Here is a 19,550-nt window from a genome sequence, read left to right on the forward strand (position 1 = left end):
GCAATGGCGACTAAATTACAAAAACATGCTTCTGAACTAATGCCTCAAAGCGAAGATGCTTTGCGCATTTTGAAGGCACGCGCAGAATTACTTGCCAAACCAGAAGTCAGCGCCATTGAGCTACGAGGTATTGATTACGTGCGATTTCAGTTGAACCCTAATGAGAATTATGGCATTTCATACCAATATGTCTATGAAATCTTACATCATGTTACTGTGTCTAAACCTCCATGCATTCCTCATTTTGTTGCGGGTGTAATTAACTGGCGTGGTTCATTAATTACCGTTGTTGATTTAATGAAATTTTTTCATCCAGATTATTCTGGAAAAGCAGGGGAGTTTATTATTATTGTGAGTGTCAATGATATGACGCTAGGCATACTCGCTTATTCCATTGAGGGAAGCTTAGTGTATCAACTCAGCCAATTAAATACGCCATTGTCCTCCACCAAAGTTGCAAACCCTGAGTACATTTTAGGATTGCATCAGTCTGTGACGGCAATTCTTAATATCGATGTTCTGATACCTGGTTTATACCAGGCAATTAGAGAAAGTATATATAGGATAGGAGATATCCATGGAAGTAAATAACTCTGGTTTTTTTATTTCACTTCGCGCACGTTTAATTATTGGATTTTTAACCCTCAGTTTGCCTTTACTGTTATTAATTATGTTGTTATTGCCTAAAGTCAATGCCGTGGTGTTTTACAGTAAAGAAATCTATGAAGAAAATCTGCCTCAGGTTTTGGATACGACGATTTTTCAATCACAAAACTTGGTTTTGGATTGGATAATAACTGGTGATCCAAAGTATCGGGCTCGTTTTGCTCATGTGTGGAGTGAAATAAACGAAATAAAGCAACAGTGGGATGAGGGCTTAGCTCGTTTGGGTAACGAGAAAATTTTGGATGAATGGCGAAAGCTCAGGGATTTATATGAGCCTTTATATCAAGCCCAATCCGCAATAATTAATGCGCCTAGAAGTTTAGATGTTATTGGGACCTTAAAAAAGAACCTCGAGCAAACTCAGCCCATTGAAAATCAAATGATTAATATTATTGATGGAGTATTTTCAGAGGATTTAGGCAAGCGTGTAGGAGGGTTAACCAATAACTTAGTAGCTCTAATTGATAAAAATACCTCACACATTAATCATAATTTACATGCCTTGACCCGCTCCGCCTATGTGTTATTAATTTTGGGAGTTATTTTAACCATAATTGTTCCACTGGGCACCTTAAGTTATTTAGCAAGCCCAATCGATCGGGTGATTGAGGTTGCGCAAAGAATTGCTGCGGGCGAGCGAGATATAGAAATTGAGATCCCTGCTTTGGATAGGTTAGGGCGTATGTTGCTTTCAGTTAAAACCATGCAACAGGCGATTAAAGAAAACGAAGAAAAGCTACGTGAGCAAGAAGAAGAGTCGCGGCAATTATTTGAACAATTAGTGAGTACCTCCAAAAAATTTAGCGAATACAGCAGCAAAGTAGCGGCAGGCGATCTTAGAGAGCGACTAAGTGTAGATAAGAATGACATTTTATATGAGTTAGGAAATGATTTAGATTCCATGACTGATGGTTTGGCATCAATTACTAAAAAAATTACTCAAGTAAGTAATGATATTGTTGCTATGGCAGACAAGGTTCTTACCTCCGCAAATGAGCAGACGGAAAGTATTAATTCGCAAGCCTCTGCAATTAATGAAATTAGTGCTTCTTTAGAGGAAATTGATAAAAGCACTAAACAAACAATGAATAAAGCTCAGACTCTACGTGAAGTTGCAAAAAGTACCTATGAGCAAGGAAAATTGGGGAGCGAATCGGTTGTCCAAAGTATTGAGGGTATCAAGATTTCTGAAGAGAAAATGCAATTAATTGCTCAGACAATTCGAGATTTAAGTACTCATACTCAACAAATTGGCGAGATAACTGCCGTTGTTAATACGCTTGCTCAACAATCTAAAATGTTGGCTTTAAATGCAGCAATTGAAGCATCCAAAGCTGGAGAGGCTGGTAAAGGCTTTGCTGCGGTAGCAACAGAGGTAAGAAATCTTGCTGAGCAATCTGAGCAATCCACAGTACAGGTGCAAAAAATTCTTGAAGATATAAAGCGAACCACGGAAAAAGCGGTTGAGGTAACTGAAGAAGGTGCTACATCTTTAGGCTCGGGGATGCAGTTAATTGAAAAAGCTGGGGAAGTTATCCAAACTCTAAGTAAGATGATTAATGAGGCGTCCATTTCAAGTCAACATATTGAAGTGGCCATACGCCAGGAAGCTGTTGGGATTGAGCAAATTGTAGAGAGTATGAATGAAATTAATCGAACCACCTCCACTTTTTCAGGTGGCCTAAAAGAAATGATGGATTTTATTCATAAATTAAATGCAATCGCCAAACATCTTAAAGACGATGTTAACATCTACAAGGTTTAGGAAACGATTATGACTCCCGACGATTCATTACTAAAACAACTTATAGAGACCTTTAGTACCGAGCTTGAGTCATTAATTTCAGTAATCATTAATAATTTACAAAAGATTAATAAAGATACGTCAGCGGCTGATTTAAATAAAATTGCCACAGAAATTTCACGCTCAGGACGTAATATTAAGGTTTCTGCTCTTTCTGTAGGTATTAACGATTTAGGCGCAATTGCGGAATGTATTGAAAAGCTTTTTATGCCCACAGAGCACATTTCCTTAGAATTGGTGAGCTTAACGCATGCTGCAGTGGAGGGTATGCGTGAATCCTTGCAAGATTTTATTGCAAAAAAACCGCCTTCCACTAAGCTGCGTGAGCTAGTAGCACAACTTCGTCAGCAAGCTCATATCCCTAATGCTGAAGAAGGCACAGAAGAAAAGGTGGTATTTGATGAACTCGTTTCGTCTAAGACTACTACCACCCCTGAAAGTGCATCAGAACGAGAGTTTTTAAAGAAAATCGTTGAAACTTTTAAAGCTGAACTTCAAGAAAATTTAATGACGATTACAGATGGCTTATTACGGCTTGAAAAAAAAGAGAGTAGTGGAGATGAACTTCAGCATTTATTCTCAGTAATTTTTCGCGCCGCACATAATATTAAAGGCTCTGCTCGTGGTATTGGGGCCATTGATGTAGGTGAAATTGCTCATCAGATAGAAACCTTATTTGCAGACATCCAGCAGCGAAATATTGAAATTTCCCCTGAAATTATAAATCTTTGCTTGCAGTCTATTGATTTCATGAATGAAGCAATGCGCTGTTATAGCGAAGAGATACCCACATCTTTTGATCTGCAAGACCATTTAAATCAACTTAAATACTACACCGAACATTCTCAATCTCAACAGCGACAATCTCCACAAATGGAGAAACAACCTGAAGTGTTGGTCGAAAATACCAAGGGCTTAGAGGCACGATTTAGAGCGGGTGAGTTTGAATCAATTCGTGTTTCGCTCCAAAACCTGGATCGTATTTCTGCTAATATGGAGGAACTTCAGGCAATAAAGATTATTATTGACGAGTATTATACAGACTTAATCAAAATAAATTACAAAATAGATTATTTTGTACAGGCATGGAAAAAGAATTTAACGAATTTAAAAACTCTTTTTAAGCACGAAGACGAACGTTTTAATGCCCTATTTTCAATGCCAGTTACTGAATTAACTGAAATTAATAATTCCATGCATTCAATGCAACGCGCTCTGCGTATGCCGATTCATGAATTAACCACCCTGTTAAGTTCTCTACAGGATGAGGTCCGTCGAATTCGTTTGATTCCCGTTGATGCACAATTACGTTATTTGCCACGCGTGGTCCGTGATTTAGCGCAGGGGTTAAAAAAACAAGTGAATTTCAATATCATTAATAATGACGTTAAAATTGATAAAATGATTCTTGATGGTCTAAAAGACCCCATTGTACATTTGTTGCGTAATGCTATTGATCATGGGATTGAACGACCAGATGCACGCCAAGCCGCAGGTAAATCCGTGCAGGGAAATATTCTTATTGAGGTACGCCAGGAAGATCATCAAATTATTTTTGAAATTTCAGATGATGGCGCAGGAATTAATCCGGAGGTGCTTATTCAGTCGGCACTGAAAAAAAATATTATTACTCGAGCAGAGCTGGAAGGAATGAATTCAGAGGATGTTCTTGATTTAATTTTTCGGCCAGGTTTTTCCACACGAGACACGGCTACTGATATTTCTGGGCGTGGGGTAGGTTTGGATGTCGTTCGTTCTAATCTAGTGCAATTAAAAGGCCAAGTTAGTGTGACCAGTCAATTGGGCAAAGGAACACATTTTCTATTACAAGTGCCGATTACCCTAGCCACCGAGCGTGGATTGATTATTTCCTGCAGTGACCAATTATTTGTTCTGATCACTCGAGCAGTGGACAGCGTATTTTTGTTAAAACAACAAGATATTATTGAGGTCGAAGGAAGTCCAACCGTGCTTGTCAATCAGCAGCCGGTTTTGCTATGCTCATTATCTAAGGTGTTGCATTTAAATGAAAAAGTACAGGAAAAAGAGCATTTATCTGTAGTGGTGATCCATAAGGAACAAGAGCGCATTGCTCTCCTTGTTGATGAAATCATAGGAGAAAGAGAAATTGTCATGAAGCCGCTTCAAGAACCATTAACGAATATACCCTGTGTTACTGGTGCTACTTTATCGGGCAGCAACCAAATTAATTTCGTCTTAAACTCAGCCGAACTTATTAAAAAAGCATTGTTTTGATACATGTCATCCTGAATGCAGTAAAGGGATTTCTCGAATGGGGCCCTGGTTTAATGAGGAGTACAGTATCCTGTTAGAAGCTCCTTTGCCGTAACTTTTTAGGATGAAGAACGGCGGAGATGATTTATTCATAAATAAAAGTGAACTATTGCCTATGATAAGAGTTTTAATTGTCGATGACTCTCCAACAGAAGTTGCCTTAATTCAGCATATTATTGAATCTGCCCCTGATATGATTGTGATTGGCGTTGCCAAAAATGGAAAAGAGGCAATAGAATTAACTGCTAAATTAAAGCCAGATTTGATTACCATGGACATTCAAATGCCGGTCATTGACGGGCTTGAGGCAACACGCATTATCATGGCACACCACCCAACTCCTATTGTGGTCATTAGCTCAACGGTTAGCGATGAATCAATTAATGCTACCTTTCATATTCTTGAAGCAGGTGCATTAACCGCCTTGGCAAAGCCTGTTAATATATTTTCCGCCTCATTTAAAGAACGAAGCGCCTACATTATTGATACATTACGTAGCCTTGCAGAAATTCGCGTTACTAAAAAGCCACTAAAACCCGTCTACGCTGGGGAAAAAAGAAAAATAAGTAAACCTGAACATAAAGATAAAGAGGGACACTATGAGATAATTGCTATAGGTGCTTCAGTAGGAGGGCCTATGGCATTAAAAACAATCTTATCGCACCTAAGTCCTGATTTTCCTTTACCCATTGTGGTTGTTCAGCATATGAGTAATGGATTTATTCGTGGCTTTGTTCAATGGCTAGCACAGAATGTAAGTCTTAAAGTGAAAGTGCCAACAAGCGGAGAGTTGTTAGAAAAAGGTACTGTCTATATAGCACCAGATAAAAAGCATCTTCAAGTTGAACGTCAGCATGACCGATTAATTGGTAAGCTTGTTGAGGGCAGCTCAAGTGAGGGTTTTTGTCCTTCAATTACCACCTTACTGCAATCAGTAGCTAAAGTTTCGGGTAAAAAAGCCATTGGTATGCTTTTAACAGGCATGAGCGATGATGGAGCTGAGGGGTTATTAGCATTAAAACACGCTCATGGGCATACTTTAATTCAAGATCCAGGAAGTGCTGTAGTTTTTGGCATGGGGGCGGTTGCTCAATCAATAGATGCTGTTGATCAGGTCATTGAGTTAGAGAACATTGCAAGTTATTTAACCACAATTTGTACTTCTAAGGCTGTGTGACGATATGGACAAGGAAAATGCATTAGTTTTAATTGTGGATGATAGTGCCACGATGCGTTTGCTTACCAGTAACGCATTAATCAATGCGGGGTTCACCGTTGTACAGGCGGAAAATGGCGAACAGGCCTTATCGATTTTAAATACAACAAAACCCGATGCCATTCTCTTAGATGTGGAAATGCCTGGATTAAATGGCTTTGAAGTATGTGCGCAAATTCGTAAGTTAGCTGATCACCTGTACACTCCAATTATGATGGTTACAGGCTTAGAGGATTATGAATCGATAAATAAGGCCTTTGAAGCCGGCGCTACCGATTTCACCACCAAGCCCTTGAATGCAAACTTAATTGGTTATCGAGTTCGTTATATGGTACGAACCAGCTTTTATTTCCAAGAGCTGCAAGTTGCTGAAAAAAAAGTTCATGCGCTTAATGATGAACTCATTAGCAAGCTTATGGAAATTCAACAAAATGCAGCAGCAGTAGCACGCTTCGTTCCTCAAAATTTTTTAAAAATGCTCAATCGAAGAAATGTTGCGGACATACGATTAGGGGATTGTGTGGAGAAGGTCATGACGGTTTTATTTATGGACATTAAATCGTTTACCACACTTTCGGAACAATTAACCTCGGTGGAAATTTTTAACCTGGTCAATACCTTAATGAGTTACATGGACCCGGTTATTGTGAAACATTCTGGCTTTATTGATAAATACATTGGCGATGCCATTATGGCATTATTTGATGATGCAGATGATGCCTTGTTAGCTGCATTGGATATGTTAGATGCTTTAAATACCTTTAATGCTGAGCGCAGTAGCCATAACCTGCCTCCAGTAAATGTGGGAATAGGGCTAAATACAGGGCCATTAATCGTAGGAACCGTTGGTTTTGAAGCACGGATGGATTGTAGTGTAATTAGTGATGCGGTCAATATTGCTTCACGAGTCGAATCATTAACTCGTGATTTTAATATCGAGTTATTAATAAGTGGTCAAACCTTCCAACAACTTAAATTTCGTCCCAAATACCATTTGCGCTCATTAGGCTTAACCTCGGTTAAAGGAAAGAGCCTTCCCATAGCTATTTATGAAGTGTTTAATAACAATAATTCCGTAGAAATAAAGCTGAAAGAAGATGCCGCCCCAATTTTTGTTAACGCGTTAAAGTTTTATGAGGAAAAGCAGTATCAAAATGCAGCAAACCTTTTCGGACAGATAGTCGCAAGCAATCCTAACGACTCTTCTGCATATTATTTTTTACAGCAATGTCAGTTGAAACTTCAGTAATTATCGTTGATAAAATCTCTTTACCTCTTGGTTGGACCTATGTGTTGTTATTTTTTAGCCATCTATCGTATAATTAATACATGATGACAATGTTTTGATCGACCCCCCAAGAGGTTAGCATGAGCTATTTAGGCCAAGGTTTATTAATAGATAATTTAAATAAAGAATTTAAGAAACAACGATTTCCTGCTCAATTTCATTTTAATGAGGGAGGGGTTTGTAACGGTTTAGCTATGGTTTATGCGCAATATGCATTACAGGGACCTGAAAAGGAAGCTGAATTTTTTAAAATTCTTCAGATAATTGCTGATGGCAAACAGAACGAGGAAAAGCAATATGGCCTGCATGAGGGGGCTATATTATTGTTTGCAAGCCAAGTATTACTAGCCTTTCAACCAGGAAAATACGAATTAAGCCAAACTCAGTCTACAAGTATGGAAATGTTAAAAATTAATGGAAAAACATTATGCTCTTCCTTTGATTTTGCTTTGGCTGCACCAGATACTGAATGGAGCCAAGTTATTGCCAAAATTGGATTACAAAACGATGAGGTAATGATAGTACAAAGCATTAACCATGCTGTCTCTGTACGTAAACTGAATGATAAATATCGAATTTACGATCCTAATTATGCTAGCGGCTTTAAAGAATTTGCCTCAGAAGAGGCTTTAATCAAGGAATTGCATCGCGAAGTTTTTGGTTATGGGAAAGGAAATATTGGACTGGAGGTGCATGTCGTGCGAAATCCAGACGCAGCTCCCAGACAAACCCCATTTCCAGTTATTCAAGAGCTTTATAAACAACATTTACCCTCTACAAATGCCACGGCGAAGATAGGTTCTAAAATATTCAATACACTTGCTGTTGCGGCAACTATTGTTAAAGATCCACATGCAATTGAGGCATTAATTACTCAGAGTAATGCGAGCGCAGAGGAAATTTACACTGCGGCAAAACGCGCAGTCTCAAATAATAATGTGGCTGCGCTAGGCCCCTTGTTAGAAAAAGTTATGGCTGAGCCGGAAGCACCTAAAAAATTAAAAATATTGCTTGAAATCGCGATTGGAACTGGTCGCCTAGATACTTATAACCAATTAGAAAAATATTTTCCGGAATGTTATGCAGCCGAACATTTAGGCCACCTTATAGTACTTGCGGCTAAGGGTGGAAACCCAAAAATATTGGAGCAGGTTCTAATAGCGGTGCAACCTAGCATGAAGGCATATGTTGATAAGCTTGTAACTGATAATATGGAAAATGGCGCATTGACCACTGCTGGAATGAATGCAGAGGCTGCAAAAGCGGCTTATTTACATATTTTTCTTAACAAAAATATGGTCGAGGGAATTCATGTAGCGATAGGTCATGCTATAGAAAAAGGTAATACGGAATGTATTAAAATATTAGTAGATCAATTACGAAGTTATAATGAACCTCTCAATGAAAAACAACTTTTTAATTATTTCTTGAGGGCGATTGAGCATAATCAACCTTATGCATTAGAGAAATTAATCGATACCCATCCGGATATGTCCAAAGAAATACTACCACTTCTAGCTATGTCTCCTTTATCTGTTAAACGAACAAATTTAGACGTATTGAGAGTACTAAAACAGAACGGGGTGCTTTTCTCCGCTCAAGCGGAAAACATTATTCAGGGCAAGGAGAAAGATGAATATCGTACTTTCTCTACAGTTATAAATCTGCTCATTAATTACATTCAAAATCTTTTTGGTAAAAAACAACTGAATTATGATGAGCAGCAATTACTTGCAATGAAAAAAAATGAATGCGAAAAGACAATTAAGGAAATAGAGGATGAGTTAGCTGATTTAAAAGAAACCGATAAAGATCAATATGAAATTTACCTGAAAGCACTCAATACTGAACGAAAAAATCTTGATGGTGAGAATGATTTTTCCAATGTCATACGTATTGGTAATAAGTTACGAGGCTTGCTCAATAAGGTAGCATCCCCCATAGTCCTTAATTTGAATGATTTTATTCTGGATGATTTGAATACTGAAGATGACGAACAAAGTTTAGAGGATATTGCTACCTTGTTTGATGAAAGCCAAGAAGACGAATCGCTCTCGGGAGATCTTGCTGCATTATTTGCAGAAAACCAAGAAGAGACATTTTCAGAGGATATTGTGGAATTGTCTGATGGAACCCCTGAAGTGCAAGTGCTTCAAGAGGAAGTGAATGTATTACCGGAAAATAATTATATAGAAAAAACAAGTGGGGTAATAAATAAATTCAAAGAGCAGATAAGTGAAATAAGAAATACAGAAACAGAAGAAAATCAAATAGATATACGTATTAATCCTTAAATTATTCCTTGCTTGCAACTAAAGGCACTTATTTAAGGCTTTTGAGGGATGTCATGCCCTTTGCTCCTGTGGCATGGATTGCCTCATTCACACCAGGGGATACATAGGCTCTGGATGATGAGCTTTCCGCCATGAACTTTTTGCTACCTGTCTACATAAAATTAGCAAGCTCATCCAATTGTTTTGCGCGTTCAGTAGTGAGCAATGTTTTCCAATTGTTGATATTAGCATTGGGACATTTAAGCTGGGCAAAGGTTATCCAGGCATCTCGGTAATTCATCCAGGCTCGCTCAGTTTTTTGTATCCCTTTACCAGTAATGGCTACATCAGCAGGAAAAGGTTTTGCTTGGGTTATTTTATAAGTATGATTGAGCTGAGCATCTGCAAGTCGGTATTGCTGCTCGGTCGAATTAGGTAGTTTACATTCCAAACTGTTTTTAACCATTTGGAGCATTTTTCTGTTCAGAGTCATGCGTTCGGCGATGGCAAAAGCAGAGGCTCCAGTTCCCCGATTATCTAGCTCGTTATCAACACGGGTATTAAAATAAATCACACTTGCATCCTGCAATTTTTGCAGGGCTGCTCGCTCTGCAGGACTTAGCTTTTGCTTTATCTCAGCTAAATATTTCTGTTGTTGGGGTTGGGCTTGTGATTCATCAATACTTGCGCATACGCCCATCATATAGCCACTGGTGATATCATCGCAGATATCAAAAGGGGATTTTTCCGTTCCTGCTTTTATCTGCGCTAAATGGCTAACTCGGCCTTCCATTTCTGCGGGTGCTGCTTGCATTAGACAAGCATAATGAATGGCGAGATCCAGGTCAGGCTTCACCCCTTTGCCATTGGCGTAAATCATGGCCAGTACGTCATAATTTTGTTTAATGAAGGCACATTTTCTTGCCTGTATATAATCAGGGGCATTTCCAAAACCATAATAAAGGGCGCTGGCATCACATTGAGATAATAATTGTTTCTCGGGCTCGCTGGCTTGGTCCTGTTTAGGGGCCGTGGCATTTTGTGTTGCTGCACACAGGGTTTGGGTTTCTTGTGCTAATGAATCCAAGTTCTCCGCATATCCAGTATGCAGCGCAGTAATTAATGTAAAAAAACCTAAAGCCTGCCTATTGATAAAAGTAGCCATTTAGGAGCCCTCATTGATAAAACTTCCCACTTTCGCACTTTGCTTTTCGATTAGCACTAAGGCAATGACCAGTATCCACACTATACTCAAGGTTTCCGCAAAACTGAGTAATGGATTAACTCCTAAATAGCCCATCACGATCACCCAAATTGTGGCAAAACTCATATTAATGAAACTCATCATTCCTGCAGCACTTGCTTTATCGCTCAATGCATTTGATGCAATGAACGAGCCACTGGAAAATAATAGACCATTAAATAAATAAAAGCTGGAAGCAATTAAGAAAAACCACAGGGCCGAGTGGCTATTCATGGTCCACATAAAAAATAAATTCATGATGCCTAAGGCGATACCAAAAAAACCGATGGCAATAACTTGAATTGCTGAGAAACGTGCTAAAAGTTGTTTTACAATCAGGCCGCCTGCTAGCATGCCAATAATATTCATTCCGTTCCAGTATCCATATTCGGCCGGAGAGAGACCTAATATATCTTTGGCAATTTGTGGACCTGCTGCAGAAAAGCAATAAGAAACTGCGGTTGAACTTCCTACGACCAGAGAAAAAATAACCAGTTTGGTGGAGGACAAGGCGGCAGCATAATCTTTAATAATTGTAAGAACGTGAATTGGCTTCGAGACAAAGGGAGCTTCTTTGAAAACATAGGTGCCACCAAGCACTAAGATTGCATGAGCTAATAAAAACCAAAAACAACCTTGCCATTGCCAATAGTCAGTAATTAAACCACCTAATATTACGGCAATACCTAAGCCTAGCGCAAAGGAAAGTACTGAATAGGCCATGGCTGTTTTGCGTTGTTGCTCTGGTAGCCAGGCATTGATCAGCATGAATGTACAGGCTAATCCACTGGCAGCGCCTAAGGCGGTAATTAAACGTCCAATGACCAAAAGCCAATAACTATTAAGCGAAAGAGCAGTAAGACAAGTAAGTGTTCCTAATAAATTAATTATTAGTCCAAAACGTAATGCCTTTAAGCTGCCATAACGATTGGCAAGCGGAGCATAAAGGAGTTGTCCTAGTGTATAACCAATTAAGAACGCTGATACCAGCCATTCTACAGCTCCCGGATTTAAAGCATAGTACTGCTGAATTAAGGGAAGTGCAGGGGTAATAATTGTGGCTGATACGGAGGCGATAGAAATATAACTTAATAACCAGATGAGTTTAAATGAAGAGATAGGTTGATTCGACATAAAGCACTTTTATTATATGAGCTTAGATAAAGCTGCAGTTAAAGCATTGTGGACATTTTAAGTTCTTATAATTTTTAGTCAATAGGCTCTACTCTATAGCTGACTTACGGAAGGTACGGATGACTTTTTGAGTTTGGTTATCAACGATTTTCCCATGAATGTTTCCTATGTGCGTGCTTCCTTGGGTGAGCATCCAAGTATAGAGCACATCAATGTCATTCCCAGCCTGGTTAGCAATCTGTTCTTCGCCACAGTATACAGATGCGGTGTATTGCTCGTTCATTTGGGGACCCTATGGGGAAGGCTACTCTCTAATCTAAGTGTAGATTGACATATATCAAGTTGTCAATAATTTGAACAATAAATAAAGTGCTCTGTAATTATGAGTTGTTGGAATACTTTTATTGCTTGGGCTTTTTTGTAGGTAGTCCTACTTGCCCTGACGCAAACTCACCGTATTAAAGGATTTAATATGGTGATGTATCACTTTTTTTGTTAAATTACCTTTTTTAATTCGAATGAGAATCTTATGCCATCTTTTGATATTGTTTCAGAAACGAATGAGGTCGAACTACGCAATGCGGTGGATAATGCAGTGCGGGAAATGGGAACCCGTTTCGATTTTCGTGGGGTTGAATCAAGCATTGAGTTGAAAGAACTAACGGTTACTTTGCGCGCTGAGTCTGAGTTCCAAGTACGTCAATTGGAAGATCTCTTCCGTAACCATTGCAGCAAGCGTAACCTGGATGCATCGGGTGTTGATATGGAAGATAAGCCGGTGCATAGCGGCAAATTTTTCTCTTTGAACATGACCTTTAAGCAAGGGATTGATCAGCCAACGGCGAAGGAAATTGTGAAATATCTGAAAGAAGCTAAGTTGAAAGTACAAAGCTCTATTCAGGGTGATAAGGTGCGGGTGACAGGTAAGAAGCGTGATGATCTTCAAGAGGCGATTGCTTTATTGAAGAAATCAGATATTAAGTTGCCTATGCAGTATGAGAATTTTAGGGAATAAGTACTAGGTTGGGTCGAAACCCAACCTACTCGTAATTGCAGTGTATTAATGCACAATCTCATCAATTTTAGCCGAAATCCTCGCCTGCAAATACTCATCATTTTTAGCTAAAGTACGCGCTACTTTTAATTGTGCGACTGCGGCTCTCTTTTGTCCCTCAAGTAGTAAGCATTGCGCCTGCGTAAAATACGCATAGCCTTTTTGATTAGACTTAGCTTGCGCACGAGCCAGCTCGCGGCAAAGAGGAAGGTCTTGCTTATATTGACGACTGCCTTTGAGCAAAATGCTGGTTGCTTTTGCCGGTTGGTCTGCTGCCAATAAGGCTTGAGCATGGGCCATAAGTACAGCATAACTATTAGGGTAATTAGTTTGCATTTCCGCCATACGGGCTAGGGCGGCTTGATGCTGAGATAATCCCGTTTCCGCCTGGCTCATGGCAATTTGGAAATAGAGATTATTATTTTGTGCTAATAAAGGGGCCAATAATGCATGAGCTTGGGAAAATTTATTCGAATTTAACAGGGCTAAGGCTTGCCCATATTGGCAAGCGCTTATGGGGCTTACTTTAGAGCAATGATGTGCATAATAGTCAAACAGCGACCTTGGGTCTGATGTTACCGCATTACGAATAATTTCTTTAACAAAAGCATAATCAGTAGAGCTGGGGTAGCTTTTCTTGGCAAATTGAGTAGTACGACTCTCTGCTTCCGCAATTCGGTCAGAATCCAGAGGATGGGTACGAAGAATAGCCGGTACATTTGCAGTATAATAATAACGTGAGTTTTCCTGCATTTTTTTAAAAAAGGCAGCCATACTGTGAGGGTTGTAGCCGGCTTTAATTAGCATATCGATACCAATTCGGTCCGCTTCTTTTTCTTTGGAGCGGGTAAAATTAATATTTTCTTGGTTAAAACCAGACAAGGAACCCATCATTGCTCCCATACCTACTGTAGGATTAATCACACCTAAGGCAGCAGAGGCAAGCAAAGAGGCAAGCATAGGAATGCGCATTTGTTTTTGATGCTCAATGGCACTATATAAATGATGTAAACGTACGTGAGCTATCTCGTGAGCCATTACTCCGGCTAGTTCACTTTCATTTTGGGTGATCAAAATAAGTTGGGAATTAATACCAATATGCCCTCCAGGGCCTGCGAAGGCATTAATTTCATGAGATTTCACAATAAAAAAATGCGGTGTTCTAATGCGTCCATGAGTAGCCAGATTTTTCCCGATGTGATTCACATATTGGGTGGCTAAAGGATTACGCTCCACGCTATCTGATTGATTAATTTGCTGAACAAATTCTTTTTCCAATTGTTCCAGCTCACTTGTGGAGTAAGGGGATAACCCTTGTGCTGCCACAGGTTGAATAAATATGCTTGCCAGAAGCATTCCAAAAACATAGTTTTTAATTTTCAATTTAATCATTAGGCTACTCAAAAATTGAATAATTTGTTATCATTCGTACAGCGTTTAAAGGTAACATACATCAATGCATAAAAAATTTTTGCTAGCAGCACTCGAACAAGCCCGACTCGGGCTAGGTTTTTGCGCTCCCAATCCCTGTGTTGGAGCTGTAGCTGTGCAAAATGGAAATATTATAGCACAGGCTAGTCATTGTGGGGCAGGTACTCCACATGCAGAACCCTTATTGTTAGCACAAATCCCACCTAAAACGCCAGGAATTAGTCTTTATATTTCTCTTGAGCCATGCAATCACTGGGGACGAACTCCTCCTTGTGTTGATGCAATCATTAACCATGGGGGGGTTGAGCATGTTATTTTTGCTTACTGCGATCCCAATCCTATTGTGGCGCAAAATAATTCTGCTGAAAAGTTGCGGGCTCAAGGAATTAAGGTAACTCATTATCCAGTAGAAGAGATTACTGAGTTTTATAAAAGTTATACCCACTGGGTATTAACTCGCAGACCCCGGGTAACCGTGAAAATGGCCCATACTCTAAATGGTAAAATTGGGCGAGCAGTGGGCGAGCGGGTTATATTGTCGAATTCACTTTGTGGGGAGTTTACCCATCAAAAACGAGCAGAAGCCGATGTGATTTTGACGAGTGCGCGCACAATCCATATAGATAATCCTAAGTTAAATGTGCGCTTAGCAAATGAAGAAAAAGGAAAGCCTATAGCCATTATTGATAGGCAATTAACACTGCCTAAAGAGGCCACAATTTTTTCAACCGCTTCTCATTGCCACATTTATCATTGTGATGAGCGTCAAGTAGCTTATCCAAATAGTAGCATGCATTTAATGCCTATAGTGGATGGGGGAATGGATTTAACTGCGGTAATTCAGCACTTAGGTGAATTAGGATATCATGATGTTTGGGTCGAAGCCGGGGGTGCTATTTTTAGTGCCTTACATCGGGAAGGATTAGTTCATCGAACTTATTTGTATCTCGTTCCAACCAGTTTGGAGCCAAATGCAATTTCTGCATACCAGCAAAAAGAGATATTTAACCGTCCACATACTGTCTCATGGAAGGCTATGGGGGATAATATGATCGCATGTATTGATTGGCAAGAAGACCAATCTACTCTGCATTAAATGAGGTCGCGTTTATGAAGCATTTACTCGCAACAATAGAACAGGCAGTGGAAACACTAAAAGCCGGTAAGATGATCATCCTAATTGATGATGAAGATAGGGAAAATGAAGGGGATTTAATTATCGCCGCAGAGCATGCCACCCCTGAAGCAATAAATTTCATGTCGCGATATGGTTGTGGCTTAATTTGTTTGTCTATGGCAGAAGAGTTGGTTGATAATTTACAACTACCCATGATGGCTCAAAAAAATAAATCACCTTATGGCACGGCTTTTACAGTTTCTATTGAGGCAGCAGAAGGTGTATCGACTGGTATTTCAGCAAAAGATAGATCACATACGATTCAGGTCGCTATTAATCCTAAAAGCACTGCGGCAGATATTATTTCTCCAGGGCATGTTTTTCCTTTGCGTGCTCGAAAAAAAGGCGTTTTAGAACGACCAGGCCAAACTGAAGGCAGTGTTGATTTAGCGAAAATCGCAGGGTTAACTCCTGCTGCCGTGATTTGTGAAATTATCAATGAAGATGGCACTATGAGTCGCTTTGATGACTTGGTTCGATTTTCTCAACAACACAATATTCCTTTAGTCACCATTAAAGACTTAATCGATTACAGAGTACGTCATGAAGTTTTGGTAAGCGAGGCAGCAACTGCACGTATTCCCTTGCAGGATAAGGGAGACTTTAGTATGACTGTCTTTACAAACGAACTGGACTTAAAAGAGCATTTTGCTTTAGTTAAAGCACCTAAGCATGCAAATCGCGTACCCTTGGTTCGTATTCATTCGGAATGCATTACTGGTGATATTTTCGGCTCATGTAAATGCGATTGCGGCAAGCAGCTTGATAAGTCACTAACGCTAATTGCTGAGGAAGGAGGGGTATTAATTTATTTACGTCAAGAAGGGCGGGGCATTGGTTTAACTAATAAGCTAAAGGCTTATGCGTTACAAGATCAGGGGTTGGATACGGTGGATGCAAATTGCAAACTAGGCCTTCCGGTGGATAATCGTGATTACACTATTGCGTATCAAATATTAAAGCATTTTGGGATTGATAACGTAAGGTTATTAACGAATAACCCATTGAAAATTTCTGCTATCGAGAGTTTTGGTATTAAGGTAACTGAGCGTATGCCTTTAGAGGTTGATGCCACCGCTGAGAGTCAGGGTTACTTAAAAACTAAAAAAGAAAAAATGGGCCATTTGTTGGCTATTGGTTAGCAGTGTCCAAGAATGCAGGTTATTGTTTGCTAAAGCTACTCGGCGTAACCTGATTGCATGCTTAGGGAAATTTAAGATACTCCTCTCTCCCGCGCTCAACAGTATACGCTACTTTTCCGCGGGCGAGGGAGCCATTTCGTGTCAAAGATTAGCCAGCCCTTATGCGTTTTCACATGGAAATTCTCGTCGAAGAGCAATTAATCTAATATAGAATAAGAAATTGGTGTCATTTTTATCTGCATTTTGATAGAATTAAATCCCGTTTACATGCGAATGTAATTTTCATGTATTTAAGGGCACAGGCCCTAATGAACTCAGCATTTTGAACGGGGTCAATATGACAAATTTTATTTTTATTACTGGTGGTGTTGTTTCTTCTTTAGGGAAGGGTATCGCTGCTGCATCTTTAGCTGCCATTCTTGAGGCACGCGGTCTTAGTGTTACATTAATCAAACTTGATCCATACATTAACGTCGACCCTGGCACAATGAGTCCTTTTCAACATGGAGAGGTTTTCGTAACCAATGATGGCGCCGAAACTGACTTGGACTTAGGACATTACGAGCGCTTTGTAAATACCATTATGACAAAGCGTAATAATTTCACTTCGGGGAAAATTTACGAAAACGTAATTAAAAAAGAGCGACGCGGTGACTATTTAGGCGGCACGGTCCAGGTTATTCCCCATATCACGAACGAAATCAAACGATGTATTAAATTAGGGGCTGATGGTTTTGATGTGGCCATGGTGGAAATTGGTGGAACCGTTGGGGATATTGAATCCTTACCTTTTTTAGAAGCCATTCGTCAGTTGCGTATTGAATTAGGCTCGCAACGAGCGATTTTCATTCATCTAACCTTAGTTCCTTACATTGCTACTTCAGGCGAAACTAAAACCAAGCCTACTCAGCATTCAGTGAAAGAGTTACGCTCTATTGGTATCCAACCCGACATTTTAATTTGCCGTTCTGAAAAGGCTTTATCAATGGCTGATCGCGCTAAGATTGCCTTATTCACAAATGTGGATAAAGAGGGAGTAATTCCCTTAGAGGATGCGCCTAGTATTTATCAAATTCCCATGATTTTACATGAGCAAGGTTTGGATGAAATTGTTGTTAAAAAACTGGCTCTCAATGCTAAACCTGCAGATCTAAGCGAATGGCAGCGTGTTGTTGATATGCAAAAGACACGTACCATGACAGTAAAAGTTGCTATGGTTGGTAAGTATATTGAATTAAATGATGCCTACAAATCCATCAACGAAGCTTTATTGCATGCGGGAATTCATACGCAAACTAAAGTGGAAATTGTGTATGTTGATGCCGAACTTATCGAAAAACATGGTACGGAATTACTGGACACAGTGGATGCGATTCTTGTTCCTGGTGGCTTTGGAGAGCGTGGTATAGAAGGTAAGATTAGAGCCATTCAATATGCGCGTGAACAAAAAGTCCCATTCTTGGGAATCTGCTTAGGAATGCAAACTGCGGTAATTGAGTTTGCCCGACATGTAGTCGGTTTAGCTGGAGCAAACTCTACTGAATTTGATAAAAATACTCCCTATCCGGTACTTGGGTTAATTAATGAGTGGATGGATGCTGATGGTTCTAAGCAATTACGTGACGAGCATACCGATTTAGGCGGCACAATGCGTCTAGGAGCTCAGTTATGCCAATTGGAAGAGGGTACTTTAGCGCGCCAAGTTTATGAAAAACCACAAATCATAGAGCGTCACCGTCATCGATATGAGGTGAATAACAAATTTGTGGAAAGCTTAGTTGAGCATGGCTTGATTATTTCCGGTCGTTCAGCGGATAACACTTTGGTGGAAATGGTTGAATTAGCGGATCATCCTTGGTTCTTAGCATGCCAATTCCATCCAGAATTTACGTCAACTCCACGAGGCAGTCATCCATTGTTTAAACAATTTGTACTTGCAGCGCGGACTAAACATCAAAACAAGGATAACGCATGAAATTATGTGGATTTGAAGTAGGCTTAGATAAACCTTTATTCTTAATTGCAGGTCCCTGTGTTATTGAAAGTGAAGGTTTAGCTTTAGAAACTGCTGGCTATTTGAAAGAATTATGCACTCAGTTGAAAATTCCTTTTATCTATAAATCATCTTTTGATAAAGCAAATCGTTCCTCTTTATCCAGTTATCGTGGTCCTGGATTTGAAAAGGGCTTGGCGATTTTAGAAAAGGTAAAGGCACAAATTGGAGTACCTGTATTAACCGACGTTCATGAGGATACTCCTTTAGTTGAAGTATCCAGTGTTGTTGATGTTTTACAAACCCCAGCGTTTTTATGCCGGCAAACGAACTTTATACAAAAAGTGGCGGCTATGAATAAGCCGGTAAACATTAAAAAAGGTCAGTTTTTAGCACCATGGGAAATGCAACATGTCATTACCAAAGCGAAGGCTGGAGGTAATGAACAAATTATGGCTTGTGAGCGAGGGGTAAGTTTCGGTTACAATAACTTAGTTTCTGATATGCGCTCTTTAGCAATTATGCGTGAAACTGGCTGCCCAGTAGTTTATGACGCGACTCATTCAGTGCAGCTTCCTGGTGGAAATAATGGTGTTTCAGGCGGGCAAAGAGAGTTTGTGCCTGTACTTGCTCGCGCGGCAGTAGCAGCAGGTATTTCGGGTATTTTTATGGAAACCCATCCTAATCCAGATCAGGCTTTAAGTGACGGTCCTAATAGTTGGCCTTTAGAGAAGATGAAGCAATTGTTAGAGTCGTTAATGGCTATTGATGAAGTATTTAAAAAGACTGGTGAAATTCTGTAGTTAGATAACCTGGTTGCAAGGCAACCAGGTT

At 39.7% G+C, this 19,550-nt stretch carries 15 protein-coding genes; 11 read left to right on the forward strand and 4 right to left on the reverse strand.

The window, feature by feature from the left end; translation table 11 throughout:
- The first annotated feature begins 3 nt into the window (after positions 1-3).
- The 6 genes from BN3124_RS10510 to BN3124_RS10535 all read left to right on the forward strand — a co-directional run bounded on the left by BN3124_RS10510 (position 4) and on the right by BN3124_RS10535 (position 9,563).
- Positions 4-591 carry a chemotaxis protein CheW gene (locus BN3124_RS10510; protein ID WP_058534756.1) on the forward strand — a complete coding sequence of 196 codons (588 nt, stop codon included), beginning with the start codon at positions 4-6 and terminating at the stop codon, positions 589-591.
- Positions 578-2,431, forward strand: a complete 1,854-nt coding sequence (locus BN3124_RS10515) for a methyl-accepting chemotaxis protein (protein WP_058534757.1) — start codon at positions 578-580, stop codon at positions 2,429-2,431. Before BN3124_RS10510 ends, BN3124_RS10515 begins: the two co-directional genes overlap by 14 nt.
- A gap of 9 nt (positions 2,432-2,440) precedes the next feature.
- Positions 2,441-4,726, forward strand: coding sequence for a chemotaxis protein CheA (locus tag BN3124_RS10520; protein ID WP_058534758.1), 2,286 nt, complete (start codon positions 2,441-2,443; stop codon positions 4,724-4,726).
- Positions 4,727-4,880: 154 nt separating this feature from the next.
- The gene (cheB, locus tag BN3124_RS10525) at positions 4,881-5,942 is read left to right on the forward strand and encodes a chemotaxis-specific protein-glutamate methyltransferase CheB (RefSeq protein ID WP_058535873.1); all 1,062 of its coding nucleotides are present in this window, start codon (positions 4,881-4,883) and stop codon (positions 5,940-5,942) included.
- Between the two features lie 4 nt (positions 5,943-5,946).
- Positions 5,947-7,230, forward strand: coding sequence for a response regulator (locus tag BN3124_RS10530; protein ID WP_058534759.1), 1,284 nt, complete (start codon positions 5,947-5,949; stop codon positions 7,228-7,230).
- 119 nt (positions 7,231-7,349) lie between these two features.
- Positions 7,350-9,563 carry a hypothetical protein gene (locus tag BN3124_RS10535; RefSeq protein ID WP_058534760.1) on the forward strand — a complete coding sequence of 738 codons (2,214 nt, stop codon included), beginning with the start codon at positions 7,350-7,352 and terminating at the stop codon, positions 9,561-9,563.
- Positions 9,564-9,714: 151 nt separating this feature from the next.
- Here the strand turns inward: BN3124_RS10535 and BN3124_RS10540 are convergent, their stop codons facing one another.
- The 3 genes from BN3124_RS10540 to BN3124_RS10550 form a co-directional block, all read right to left on the reverse strand.
- Positions 9,715-10,707, reverse strand: coding sequence for a lysozyme inhibitor LprI family protein (locus BN3124_RS10540; protein ID WP_058534761.1), 993 nt, complete (start codon positions 10,705-10,707; stop codon positions 9,715-9,717).
- Positions 10,708-11,919, reverse strand: coding sequence for an MFS transporter (locus BN3124_RS10545; protein WP_058534762.1), 1,212 nt, complete (start codon positions 11,917-11,919; stop codon positions 10,708-10,710). It abuts the gene before it with no gap.
- An 88-nt stretch (positions 11,920-12,007) separates the two neighbouring features.
- The gene (locus tag BN3124_RS10550; RefSeq protein WP_058534763.1) at positions 12,008-12,202 is read right to left on the reverse strand and encodes a hypothetical protein; all 195 of its coding nucleotides are present in this window, start codon (positions 12,200-12,202) and stop codon (positions 12,008-12,010) included.
- A gap of 246 nt (positions 12,203-12,448) precedes the next feature.
- On the opposite strand from BN3124_RS10550, the gene BN3124_RS10555 reads away from it, so the two are divergent.
- Complete coding sequence (locus BN3124_RS10555) at positions 12,449-12,934, forward strand: YajQ family cyclic di-GMP-binding protein (RefSeq protein WP_058534764.1); 486 nt, start codon at positions 12,449-12,451, stop codon at positions 12,932-12,934.
- Positions 12,935-12,979: 45 nt separating this feature from the next.
- On the opposite strand, the gene BN3124_RS10560 is transcribed toward BN3124_RS10555, so the two are convergent.
- Positions 12,980-14,329, reverse strand: coding sequence for a M48 family metalloprotease (locus BN3124_RS10560; RefSeq protein ID WP_230849160.1), 1,350 nt, complete (start codon positions 14,327-14,329; stop codon positions 12,980-12,982).
- A 100-nt stretch (positions 14,330-14,429) separates the two neighbouring features.
- On the opposite strand from BN3124_RS10560, the gene ribD reads away from it, so the two are divergent.
- The 4 genes from ribD to kdsA all read left to right on the forward strand — a co-directional run bounded on the left by ribD (position 14,430) and on the right by kdsA (position 19,519).
- Positions 14,430-15,500 carry a bifunctional diaminohydroxyphosphoribosylaminopyrimidine deaminase/5-amino-6-(5-phosphoribosylamino)uracil reductase RibD gene (ribD, locus tag BN3124_RS10565; protein WP_058534766.1) on the forward strand — a complete coding sequence of 357 codons (1,071 nt, stop codon included), beginning with the start codon at positions 14,430-14,432 and terminating at the stop codon, positions 15,498-15,500.
- A gap of 14 nt (positions 15,501-15,514) precedes the next feature.
- Positions 15,515-16,723, forward strand: a complete 1,209-nt coding sequence (locus tag BN3124_RS10570) for a bifunctional 3,4-dihydroxy-2-butanone-4-phosphate synthase/GTP cyclohydrolase II (protein ID WP_058534767.1) — start codon at positions 15,515-15,517, stop codon at positions 16,721-16,723.
- 337 nt (positions 16,724-17,060) lie between these two features.
- On the forward strand, positions 17,061-18,698 hold the full coding sequence (locus BN3124_RS10575) for a CTP synthase (RefSeq protein ID WP_058534768.1): 1,638 nt from the start codon (positions 17,061-17,063) through the stop codon (positions 18,696-18,698).
- Positions 18,695-19,519, forward strand: coding sequence for a 3-deoxy-8-phosphooctulonate synthase (gene kdsA / locus BN3124_RS10580; protein WP_058534769.1), 825 nt, complete (start codon positions 18,695-18,697; stop codon positions 19,517-19,519). The genes BN3124_RS10575 and kdsA overlap by 4 nt, the downstream gene beginning before the upstream one ends.
- The last annotated feature ends 31 nt before the right edge of the window (positions 19,520-19,550 follow it).

Source organism: Legionella saoudiensis (assembly GCF_001465875.1).
In the GTDB taxonomy this organism is placed as follows: Bacteria; Pseudomonadota; Gammaproteobacteria; order Legionellales; family Legionellaceae; genus Legionella; species Legionella saoudiensis.

Bases quoted from the DNA above. Each gene is read 5' to 3' on its own strand.
- BN3124_RS10510 (WP_058534756.1), top strand. From the start codon at position 4: ATGGCGACTAAATTACAAAAACATGCTTCTGAACTAATGCCTCAAAGC.
- BN3124_RS10515 (WP_058534757.1), top strand. From the start codon at position 578: ATGGAAGTAAATAACTCTGGTTTTTTTATTTCACTTCGCGCACGTTTA.
- BN3124_RS10520 (WP_058534758.1), top strand. From the start codon at position 2,441: ATGACTCCCGACGATTCATTACTAAAACAACTTATAGAGACCTTTAGT.
- cheB (WP_058535873.1), top strand. From the start codon at position 4,881: ATGATAAGAGTTTTAATTGTCGATGACTCTCCAACAGAAGTTGCCTTA.
- BN3124_RS10530 (WP_058534759.1), top strand. From the start codon at position 5,947: ATGGACAAGGAAAATGCATTAGTTTTAATTGTGGATGATAGTGCCACG.
- BN3124_RS10535 (WP_058534760.1), top strand. From the start codon at position 7,350: ATGAGCTATTTAGGCCAAGGTTTATTAATAGATAATTTAAATAAAGAA.
- BN3124_RS10540 (WP_058534761.1), bottom strand. From the start codon at position 10,707: ATGGCTACTTTTATCAATAGGCAGGCTTTAGGTTTTTTTACATTAATT.
- BN3124_RS10545 (WP_058534762.1), bottom strand. From the start codon at position 11,919: ATGTCGAATCAACCTATCTCTTCATTTAAACTCATCTGGTTATTAAGT.
- BN3124_RS10550 (WP_058534763.1), bottom strand. From the start codon at position 12,202: ATGAACGAGCAATACACCGCATCTGTATACTGTGGCGAAGAACAGATT.
- BN3124_RS10555 (WP_058534764.1), top strand. From the start codon at position 12,449: ATGCCATCTTTTGATATTGTTTCAGAAACGAATGAGGTCGAACTACGC.
- BN3124_RS10560 (WP_230849160.1), bottom strand. From the start codon at position 14,329: ATGCTTCTGGCAAGCATATTTATTCAACCTGTGGCAGCACAAGGGTTA.
- ribD (WP_058534766.1), top strand. From the start codon at position 14,430: ATGCATAAAAAATTTTTGCTAGCAGCACTCGAACAAGCCCGACTCGGG.
- BN3124_RS10570 (WP_058534767.1), top strand. From the start codon at position 15,515: ATGAAGCATTTACTCGCAACAATAGAACAGGCAGTGGAAACACTAAAA.
- BN3124_RS10575 (WP_058534768.1), top strand. From the start codon at position 17,061: ATGACAAATTTTATTTTTATTACTGGTGGTGTTGTTTCTTCTTTAGGG.
- kdsA (WP_058534769.1), top strand. From the start codon at position 18,695: ATGAAATTATGTGGATTTGAAGTAGGCTTAGATAAACCTTTATTCTTA.